This is a genomic window from Chitinophaga sp., assembly GCF_036569125.1.
Classification (GTDB): Bacteria; Bacteroidota; Bacteroidia; order Chitinophagales; family Chitinophagaceae; genus Chitinophaga.
This window is the reverse complement of sequence record NZ_DATCRF010000350.1, coordinates 1-2,987: the sequence shown is the minus strand read 5'-3', so window position 1 is coordinate 2,987 and position 2,987 is coordinate 1. Positions and strand designations below refer to the sequence as shown.

Annotated in this window: 2 protein-coding genes; one reads left to right on the top strand and one right to left on the bottom strand. The window is 48.1% G+C overall.

The genetic code is table 11. The annotated features are described in order from the left end of the window. A partial coding sequence (locus tag VIM87_RS12875; RefSeq protein ID WP_331997387.1) for a SusC/RagA family TonB-linked outer membrane protein occupies positions 1-2,301 on the bottom strand: 2,301 nt, incomplete at its 3' end. Between the two features lie 409 nt (positions 2,302-2,710). On the opposite strand from VIM87_RS12875, the gene VIM87_RS12870 reads away from it, so the two are divergent. Then, on the top strand, positions 2,711-2,987 hold a 277-nt coding region (locus tag VIM87_RS12870), incomplete at its 3' end, for a hypothetical protein (RefSeq protein WP_331997386.1).

The window sequence follows — 2,987 nt, the reverse complement described above, 5'->3', positions numbered from 1 at the left end:
AGTGCCGATGGGTATGCCCTGCGCCTTGGGATCCTGTACCTTGGTAAGGTTCGTGATCTTTATGTTATTGTAGGTGAAGTTAAAACCTGCATCCCAGTTAAAGTCTTTGGTGCTGATGGGCGTAGCGTTCAGGGTGAACTCAATACCTTTTGTTTCAATGTTGCCTACGTTGGTAAGCAGCTGGTTGGTAAGGTTAGAGCCGGCTGCTACCGGTATTACGCTTAACAGGTCTTTTGTTTTCTTCACGTAATAATCCACGCTGCCGGATATGCGGTTATTCAGGAAACCGAAGTCCAGTCCGGCGTTATAGGTTTTTGTTTCTTCCCACTTGATGTTGGCATCATAACCTTCCGGGCGCAGGGTAAGGTAATAGCTGTTACCAAACTGGTATTGCGCGGTAGGATCACTGAGGATGTAACGGGGCAGGTACGGGTAATCGGTTAAGAGCCCGCCAAAATCCTGCTGGCCGGTAACACCATAGCCTATACGCAGTTTCAGGTCAGAGATGGTTTTGGAATTTTTCAGGAAAGCTTCCTGGTTAATACGCCATGCCAGCGCTGCTGAGGGGAAAGTGCCCCAGTGTTGCCGGAAACGGGATGATCCATCACGGCGTACGGTAACTGTTAACAGGTAACGGTCCAGCAAAGTATAATTCAATCTTCCAAAAAATGATACTAAGGTGTTCTGCGTTTTGAATGGTACACCAGCGGCGTTGATGGTATCACCTTTTGCATTCAGATCAGCGTAAGTAGGTTCTGAACGGATGAAATCCTGGTAAGAGTAACCGCCTGTTACATCAATACGGCTGCTGATGCTTTTCAGGTCTTTTGCATAGTTCAGGTAAAAATCCAGCAGCTTGTTATTACGCGTCTGTGAATAAGGCATATTCTTACCGCCGCGGTTAAATAAGTTACCTGCATTAGCCGGTACCAGGGTACGGCCTTCTGTTTTAGATACGTCGTAACCCAGGTTCAGGTTAGCTCTCAGCTCCGGCAGGAAATGAAATTTATAATCGAATGCGATATTACCCAGGCTGCGTTTTACTTCACCTTTATCATTCTTCAGCTCCAGCATGCTCAAAGGATTGCGGGTAGCCAGCGTGTTAGGCGCGGTGTTATTCGTGGTAGGATCCAGCCATTCAAAATAGTTGCCAAATGCATTGTTCGTGTGAATGGGCTGAGTGGGATCAAAAGCCACTGCAGCATTAATAGCTTCCTGGTCTGCAAAGCGGCTGTTGGTGATCGCGCCTCTTACATTCAGGTCTATTTTTAAATGATCATCCAGCAGGTGCGGGCTTAAGCTGATGCTGGCAGACTGGCGGCGCATGCTGGAGGTTTTGAGGATACCATCCTGGTTTGTAAAACCTACTGACACACGGTAGGGCAATGATCTTATAGCACCGCTAAGGTTCAGATTATTGTCCGTACTAAATGCAGTGCGGTAAATAGCATCCTGCCAGTTGGTATTGGCGGTGCCCAGCAATGCTTTTTGCGCAGCGGTACCATGCTCATTCACCACCTGGCGGAACTGATCGGCAGATAATACCGGCACAATACCTTCTTTCTGCGACAGGGAATTGATGGTGCTGAAGTTCACCCGCAGCTGGTCTCCTACTTTTCCTTTTTTGGTGGTGATAATGATCACACCATTGGATGCGCGTGAACCGTAGATAGCTGTTGCGGAAGCATCTTTGAGGATGTTAAAGGTTTCAATATCATTGGGGTTAATAAAGCTTAATGGGTTGGAGGTACCTTTTACTTCGGCGTTATCCAACGGCACTCCATCTACCACTATCAGCGGATCGTTGCTGGCATTCAGCGAAGAACCGCCACGGATGCGGATCCTGCTGCCGGCGCCTGGTGCACCGCCGTTGGAAGAGATCTGTACACCTGCTACCCTGCCGGTGATCAGCTGCTCCGGTGTGGTAACTGTACCTTTATTAAAATCTTTGGAGCTGATGGCGGTGATGGATCCGGTAAGGTCGCTTTTCTTTTGTGTACCGTAACCTACTACCACTACTTCATTCAGACCGCGGGTATCTGCGCTGAGCTGGAAATCCTGCTGCAATGCGCCGCTAATGGTGAAAGGCCGTTCTATGGGCTGATAACCGATCATTCTTATTACTACGGTTACATTGCCGTTGGTAACCGGTAATTTAAAGCTACCATCCGGGCCAGCGATGGTATTCTGATTTGTTCCCTTAATGAATACGGTGGCACCCGGCAGCGGCTGGCCGGTTTCGTCGGTGACCTTTCCGCTGATATTACCTGTTTGTGCATAGGTGATAAGGGAACACGCCATAAAGCACAACAGTAACAGATACCTGAGAAGGCGTAGTTTTTGCATCCTGTGAAATTTTTGTTCAGTTTAGTTAAGCTCGGGAACGATACCGGGAACGTTCCCGAAACGTGGCAAAAAAATATTACATAACGATGCCGCTAAAGTAAATGAATTTCCGGAACTGCAAAAAAAATTTTAACGAAGTGTTAAAACGGGTGAGGAATAATGCGCGGAAATGCTTTATGGATAAGGGTTACATGGAATGGAATTTGGATTGCACAGCGGCAGCATGCAATGGATTGCGAAAGTTTTGGAGGGTGACCGGGGATGGAAGCGGCGGGGAAAAAGGGAGAAAAAAGGGGGCGGCGGCAGGGGGTTAGCGGATGGCGGCAGGGATACCACCTGGCACGCCCCTTGGTATACGTTGTATATGGCTGTAAGAAAAAGAATATCCAACCACCTGTTATTGGTAGAAGCCAAAGATGCAGAATCCCAGGGCGATGGCTCCAGGGCCATTACGTTATATCAGCAAGCAGTAGAGAACGATCCGCTGGAGGAACAGGCCTGGCAGCGTTTAATGATATTACATCGAAAACAGAAGGATTACAAAGGCGAGCTGAAGGTTATTAACCTTGCTTTAAAAACATATGAAACGCATGCCCGGGAGGCACAACGGCAATGGCTGCAACAGCACAAGAAGGGAGCTT